This is a genomic window from Mesorhizobium sp. M0522, from assembly GCF_040321085.1.
GTDB lineage: Bacteria > Pseudomonadota > Alphaproteobacteria > Rhizobiales > Rhizobiaceae > Mesorhizobium.
The window spans coordinates 40,368-47,379 of sequence record NZ_JAMYQW010000043.1; the positions used below are offsets into that span (position 1 = coordinate 40,368).

The 7,012-nt window shown below is 66.6% G+C and carries 4 protein-coding genes; all 4 read left to right on the forward strand.

The window, feature by feature from the left end; genetic code table 11:
- Positions 1–50 precede the first annotated feature (50 nt).
- The 4 genes from NKI58_RS30485 to NKI58_RS30500 are packed head-to-tail and all read left to right on the forward strand — an operon-like array spanning position 51 to position 6,879.
- Complete coding sequence (locus tag NKI58_RS30485) at positions 51–1,055, forward strand: AAA family ATPase (protein ID WP_023679494.1); 1,005 nt, start codon at positions 51–53, stop codon at positions 1,053–1,055.
- Positions 1,055–1,969 carry a DUF58 domain-containing protein gene (locus NKI58_RS30490; protein WP_352568018.1) on the forward strand — a complete coding sequence of 305 codons (915 nt, stop codon included), beginning with the start codon at positions 1,055–1,057 and terminating at the stop codon, positions 1,967–1,969. Before NKI58_RS30485 ends, NKI58_RS30490 begins: the two co-directional genes overlap by 1 nt.
- Positions 1,966–4,788, forward strand: coding sequence for a DUF4159 domain-containing protein (locus NKI58_RS30495; protein ID WP_352568019.1), 2,823 nt, complete (start codon positions 1,966–1,968; stop codon positions 4,786–4,788). Before NKI58_RS30490 ends, NKI58_RS30495 begins: the two co-directional genes overlap by 4 nt.
- Before the next feature lie 3 nt (positions 4,789–4,791).
- Positions 4,792–6,879 (forward strand): hypothetical protein, encoded by a 2,088-nt coding sequence (locus NKI58_RS30500; protein WP_352788786.1) that lies wholly within the window; start codon positions 4,792–4,794, stop codon positions 6,877–6,879.
- Positions 6,880–7,012: the final 133 nt, after the last annotated feature.

Here is a 7,012-nt window from a genome sequence, read left to right on the forward strand (position 1 = left end):
GCGGCACCAAGGTGCCAAGCGGAATTTCCAACCAGAAGGATCGATGCTGCATGAGCGTTATGATCAAGGAAAGCCCGATCAGCGAAAAGGACATGGTGGCGCAGGCCGAGAAAGCGCTGGCCGACATTTCGAGGGTCCGTGACGGCGTCGGCCGGGTCATTTTCGGCCAGGAAAGCGTCGTCGAGCGCACGCTCGTCGCATTGCTGGCCGGCGGCCATGCACTGCTGGTCGGCGTGCCCGGCCTCGCCAAGACCAAGCTGGTCGAAACGCTGGGCATCGTGCTCGGCCTCGATTCGCGCCGCATCCAGTTCACGCCCGACCTGATGCCATCGGACATTCTCGGCTCCGAGGTGATGGAGCAGGATGAATTCGGCAAGCGCTCCTTCCGCTTCATTTCCGGGCCGATCTTTGCGCAACTGCTGATGGCCGACGAGATCAACCGCGCCTCGCCACGCACCCAGTCGGCGCTGCTGCAGTCGATGCAGGAATACCACGTCACCATTGCCGGCGTGCGCCATGATCTGCCGTCACCGTTCCACGTCCTGGCGACGCAGAACCCGCTGGAGCAGGAAGGCACCTATCCGCTGCCGGAAGCGCAGCTCGACCGCTTCCTGATACAGGTCGATATCCTCTACCCCGAGATCGAGGCGGAGCGCCGCATCCTGCTGGAAACCACCGGTATCGAGGATGCCAAGGCTGAAAACGTGCTGCAGCCGGCGCGGCTGAAGGACATCCAGACGCTCATCCGCCGTATGCCGGTGCCGGAAAGCGTCGTCGAGGCGATCCTCAAGCTGGTGCGCTCAGCGCGCCCCGGCCAGGGCAACGCCGATACCGACAAGTACGTCGCCTGGGGCCCAGGCCCGCGCGCCAGCCAGGCGCTGACGCTGTGCACCCGCGCCCGCGCCCTCTATGACGGCCGGCTGGCGCCGTCGGTCGACGACGTCCGCGCGCTCGCCGAGCCGGTGCTGCAGCACCGCATGGCGCTGACCTTCGCCGCCCGCGCCGAGGGCACCACGGTTCGCGATGTTGTGGCGAAGCTCGCGAAAGGGATTTGATGGCGCGCATCGGTGAAGCGCAGGCACCGGCAGCGACGCGCGATGCGCTCGCCAGAGGCCGGTTGCGGGCTTCGTTGGTGCCGGACCTGCTGGTCGAGGCGCGCCGCATCGTCAACACGGTAATTGCCGGCTGGCATGGCCGCCGCAAGCGCGGTATCGGCGAGAATTTCTGGCAGTTCCGGCCCTATGTCGAAGGCGATTCCTCGCGCATTGACTGGCGCCGTTCCGCCCGCGACGATCACACCTATGTCCGCGACCGTGAATGGGAGGCCGCCCACACGGTGTGGCTTTGGGCCGATCCCTCGCCTTCCATGCTCTACAAATCGACCGGAGCCAGCGTTTCCAAGGAATCGCGCGCCCTGGTGCTGGCGCTGGCCATGGCCGAGCTTTTGTCGCGCAGCGGCGAGCGCATTGCCTGGCCGGGCCTGACCGACCCGTTCACCGCCCGCAATGGCGCCGAGCGCATCGCGGCGCAACTGATGCACGCCGCCGACCTGCCGGCAAAGCCCGACCTATCCGGCATTCGCCGGTTCTGCGACATCGTCCTCGTCAGCGATTTCCTCGACCCGGTCGAGGACACCATGGCGTGGCTGGACGTGCTCGCCCGCCACGGCGTGCGCGCCCATCTGGTCGAGGTCGCCGATCCGGCCGAGGAAAGCTTCCCCTATGCCGGGCGCACCGAATTCACCGATCCTGAGACAGGCGACAAGCTGACCGCCGGCCGCGCCGAAATGCTGGGCGAGGAATATCGCCTGCTTTATGCCGCCCGCCGCCAGGAACTGGCCGCCTGGTGCAAACGGCTTGGCTGGAGCTTTACCGTCAATCATACCGATCGCCTTGCCTCCGAGGCGCTGGTGCGCATCCACATGGCGATGACCGCCGAGGGCAGCTTTGCCGGGAGGGCCCGCGCATGAGTTGGCTGCCGCTCTCCTTCGGGGCGCCGATGGTGCTGTGGGGCCTGCTGGCGCTGCCGGTGATCTGGTGGCTTCTGCGGCTGACCCCGCCCAGGCCGCAAGCCGAGGTGTTTCCGCCGCTCAGGATTCTCGCCCGCGTGCTGAGGCGCGAAGAAACGCCGCAGCAGAGCCCTTGGTGGCTGACGCTGCTTAGGCTGCTGATGGCCGCGCTTGTCGTGGCAGCACTTGCCGAACCGGTCTTCAATCCGCGCGAAAAGCTGCCGGCCGAGGGCGCTGCCCTGGCGCTGGTGATCGACAATGACTGGGCAAGTGCCGCCGACTGGGGCAAGCGCGTCGCCACCGCCGAGCGGCTGATCGCCGATGCCAATTCGAACGGCGTGCCGGTGCTCATCGCTTTCACCGCCGAGAAGCCGAATGCCGAGATCGGTCCCTTCGATGCCGCTGCCGCGCTCGACCGGCTGCGCGCGGCAAAGCCGCGGCCGATCCCGACCGACCGCCCCGCCGTCTATGCCCGCGTCGCTTCAGCCTTGGAGTCGCTGCCTGGCGCCAGCGTCGCGGTGCTCGCCGATGGTCTGGCGGCGCAAGGCGACGAAGCCGCGTTCAACACGCTGTTGTCGAAGAACGCAGCACGCGTTGTCTGGGCCGTCTCCGACCGGCTGTCGCTGACCGGCCTGACCGGCGCCGACAACCAGGTCGACGGCTTCGCCCTGACCGCCATCCGCGCACCGGGCGATCCGGCACCTGCACAGGTGACGGCCGGCGCCTTCGACGACAAGGGCCGCCGCATTGCCGACGCGACGCTGACCTTTGCCCCGGGCGGATCCACCGCCACCGGCACGATGGCCGTGCCGTTCGAACTGCGCAACGACTTCGCCCACGTCGCGCTCGATGGCGAGCGCCAGGCCGGTGCCGTCCGCGTGCTCGATGAGAGCTCAAAACGCCGCCGCGTCGGGCTGTTGTCGCAGGCCGAGGCCGACCAGGCGCAACCGCTGCTGTCGCCGCTCTACTACATCCGCCGCGCCCTGCAGCCGTTCGCCGATCTGGTCGAGCCGTCGAGCGTCGATCTCGCCGACGCGATCCCGCAACTGCTCGACCAGAAGCCGGCGATGATCGTCATGGCCGATGTCGGCACCATTCCGGAACAAGCGCGGCAAAGGCTGGTTGACTGGGTCGACAAGGGCGGCACGCTGGTGCGTTTTGCCGGTTCGCGGCTGGCCGCTGCCGGCAATGACGACGACCTGCTGCCAGTTCGGCTGCGCACGGGCGAACGATCGCTTGGCGGCGCGCTGTCATGGACGGCGCCGCAGCCGGTCACCGAATTCCCGAAAACCGGTCCCTTCGCCGACCTCGCGCCGCCCACCGAGGTCACCGTCACCAGGCAGGTCCTAGCCGAACCGACGCCCGACATCGTCGAGCGCACCTGGGCTACGCTTGCCGACGGTACGCCGCTGGTGACCGGGATGAAGAAGGACAAGGGTACCCTCGTGCTGTTCCACGTCACCCCCGAGGCGACGTGGTCCAACCTGCCGATCTCCGGCAGCTTCGTCGAGATGCTGCGGCGCATCGTGCAATTGTCGCGCAACCAGGGCGCGGCTGTCGCCAATGCCGAGGCCGCCGCCACGTCGCTGGCACCCTATCGCATGATCGCCGCCGACGGCACGCTGGTGCCGCCGACGCCGGATGCCAGGCCGCTGGTGCCCGGCGCCGGCCCGCTGCCGGTGACGCTGGAAAACCCGCCCGGCCTCTACGGCTCGGAGACGGGAGTGTTCGCTCACAATCTGCTCGGTGGCGACAGCGCGTTCACGCCGCTGGCCCGGCCTGATATCACGGTGCCGGTCACCACCATCCAGTATGCCTTCGACGAGCAGCGCAACCTCAAAGGTCCGCTTGTCACGGCCGCCCTGGTGCTGATGGTGCTCGACACGCTTGCCGTATTCTGGATGGGCGGCCTGTTGTCGCGCCGGCCGCGCCGTGCCGGCGCTGCGGCGACGGCAGCCGTCCTGCTGATTGCGCTCGGCGCCTTGATTGGCCACGCGGACGTCGCGCGTGCCGACGACGCCAAGCCGGGAGATACGGAGGCGATCGGGGACATTTCAAAGACCCGGATCGCCTATGTGCTGACCGGCGAGCCGGGTGTCGATTCGATCAGCCGCGCCGGGCTCGAAGGCCTGACCCGCTTTCTTATCGAAAAAACCGCGCTCGAACCCGGAGCACCGGCCGGCGTCGACATCTCGAAGGACGAACTTTCCTTCTATCCGCTGATCTACTGGCCGATCGATCCCTCGGCCCCGATGCCCAGCGAGGCCGCCATCGCCCGCATCGACGCCTACATGCAGCAGGGCGGAACGGTCTTGTTCGACACCCGCGACCAGTTCGCCAATGGCATTGGTGCGGATTCGACCAGCCCGGCGACGGAGCGGCTGCGCGACATCCTCGGCAACCTCAACGTGCCACCGCTTGAACCGGTGCCGTCGGACCACGTGCTGACGAAATCCTTCTACATTCTTCCGGAGTTTCCCGGCCGTTTTGCCGGCAGCCCGCTTTGGGTCGAGGCATCGCTCGAAGCCAGCAACACCGAAAACCGCCCGGTGCGCACCGGCGACGGCGTTTCGCCGATCATGATCACCGCCAATGATTTCGCCGGCGCTTGGGCCGTCGACGAGAATGGCGACCCGCTATTGCCGACGGTGCCTTCGGATCCGATGCAGCGCATCTATGCGCTGCGCGCCGGCGTCAACATCATGATGTACATGCTGACCGGCAACTACAAATCCGATCAGGTGCACGTCCCGGTGCTGCTCGAACGGCTGGGGCAGTAGACCATGAACTGGTCGCTCTCCTTCGAACCGCTCATCACCTGGCCACTGCTCGCCGTGGTTCTGGTACCGCTGCTGCTGCTGGCGCTGGCCGGCCTTTGGTTTCGCCAGCGCGGCGCGGTCTTCCGCCTGGCAGCCCTGATTGCCCTGGCTGCGGCGCTGCTCAATCCGGTGTTCCTCGACGAAGAGCGCGAGCCGCTGAAAAGCATCGTCGCCGTCGTCGTCGATCGCAGTCAGAGCCAGGATATCGGCGACCGCACCATGCAGACCGACGCGGCGTTGGCCGGGCTTCAGCAGCGTCTCGGCCGCTTCAAGCAGTTCGACGTTCGTGTCGTCGAGGCCGGCAAGTCCGAAGCTGCCGACGAGCGCACCGAGACGCGGTTGTTTTCCTCACTCGAAAATGCTTTCCGAGACGTGCCGCCATCGCGCATCGGCGGCGCCATCATGATCACCGATGGCGAGGTGCATGACGCGCCGTCCGGCGCACCCGACTTCAATGCCCCGCTGCATGCGCTGATTACCGGCAACGAGCATGAAAAGGACCGTCGCATTCGCTTCGAGAATGCGCCGCGCTTCGGCCTCGTCGGCAAGCCGCTCGACATGACCTATCGCGTCATCGCCACCAACAACGAAACCGGCCCGGTCGATGTCCGCGTATCGGTCAATGGCGAGCAGATATCGGTCGAGCACGCCAACATCGGCCAGGCGATGCCGCTGCAGGTGACCATTCCCAGCGCCGGGCGCAACATTGTCGAACTCGCCATCAACCACGAGCCGGGCGAACTCACCGACACCAACAACCGCGCCATCGCGCTGATCGATGGCATTCGCGAAAATCTGCGCGTACTGCTCGTTTCCGGCGAACCGCATGCCGGCGAGCGCACCTGGCGCAATTTGCTGAAATCCGACGCTTCGGTGGACCTCGTGCACTTCACCATCCTGCGCCCGCCGGAAAAGCAGGACGGCACGCCGATCAACGAATTGTCGCTGATCGCCTTCCCGACGCGCGAGCTGTTCGTCGAGAAGATCAAGGATTTCGACCTGATCATCTTCGACCGCTATCAGCACCGCGACGTGCTGCCGATCCTCTATTACGACTACATCTCCGAGTATGTCGAAAAGGGCGGCGCGCTGCTGATCGCGGCAGGCCCCGAATATGCCGGCGAAAGCTCGATCGCCCGCACGCCGCTGATGTCGGCGCTGCCGGCAATGCCGACCGGCGAGGTCATCGACAAGGCCTTCTATCCGCGCCTCACCGATACCGGCCAGCGTCATCCGGTAACGCGCGGGCTCGACGGCTCCGCGACCGAGCCGCCGCACTGGAGCCGCTGGTTCCGCACCATCGGCGTTGAGAACCCCGAGGGCGAGGTGGTGATGAAGGGCGCCGACAACCGGCCGCTGCTACTGCTCGATCGCAAGGGCGAAGGCCGCGTCGGCATGCTTTTGTCCGATCAGGGCTGGCTGTGGGCGCGCGGCTTCGAGGGCGGTGGCCCGCACGTCCAGCTCTACCGGCGCATCGCCCACTGGCTGATGAAGGAGCCCGAACTCGAGGAAGAGCGGCTGACCGCCGACGGCCGCGGCATGGTGCTGGAAATCCGCCGCCAGACGATGAGCGACGACCCCGGCCCGGCGCAAGTCATCACGCCGTCCGGCAAGGCACTGATCGTCAGGCTCGAGAAATCCGAACCAGGCGTCTTCCTCGGCAGCGTCGAGACCAACGAAATCGGTCTCTATCAGGTCGGCAATGGCGACCTGACGGCATTGGCCCATGTCGGGCCGGTCAACGCGCCGGAATTCACCGACGTCGTCTCCACCGAGAACCGGCTGAAACCACCGGCTGAGGCAACCGGCGGCAGCGTTCGCCGGCTGGCGCCGGCATCGGCCATTGGCAGCCTGACCAGCACGGTCACGCTGCCATCCGTAGTCCCGGTCCGTTCCTCGGGCGCGGCTTCCGGCGATGACTGGATCGGCCTGCGCACCACCGACGACAGCGTACTCAAGGCCGTCTCGCGCGTGCCGCTGTTCGGTGGCTTCTTGGGGCTCGGCCTGCTGCTTCTGGCGATGGGCTCGATGTGGTACCGCGAAGGGCGGTAACGCGGTTTATCCTTCTCCCCTTGTGAGACCTTTGCATAGAAGCCGATCGGTGATTCTGTGATGATGGTCGAAGCAGGGAGATTCGGGATGGCGGATCGTGTTCTGGGTCAGTTGAGTCTGGCGGACGGGCTGG

Coding starts and splice junctions, on each gene's coding strand:
- NKI58_RS30490 (WP_352568018.1), top strand. CDS start 1,055: ATGGCGCGCATCGGTGAAGCGCAGGCACCGGCAGCGACGCGCGATGCG.
- NKI58_RS30500 (WP_352788786.1), top strand. CDS start 4,792: ATGAACTGGTCGCTCTCCTTCGAACCGCTCATCACCTGGCCACTGCTC.
- NKI58_RS30495 (WP_352568019.1), top strand. CDS start 1,966: ATGAGTTGGCTGCCGCTCTCCTTCGGGGCGCCGATGGTGCTGTGGGGC.
- NKI58_RS30485 (WP_023679494.1), top strand. CDS start 51: ATGAGCGTTATGATCAAGGAAAGCCCGATCAGCGAAAAGGACATGGTG.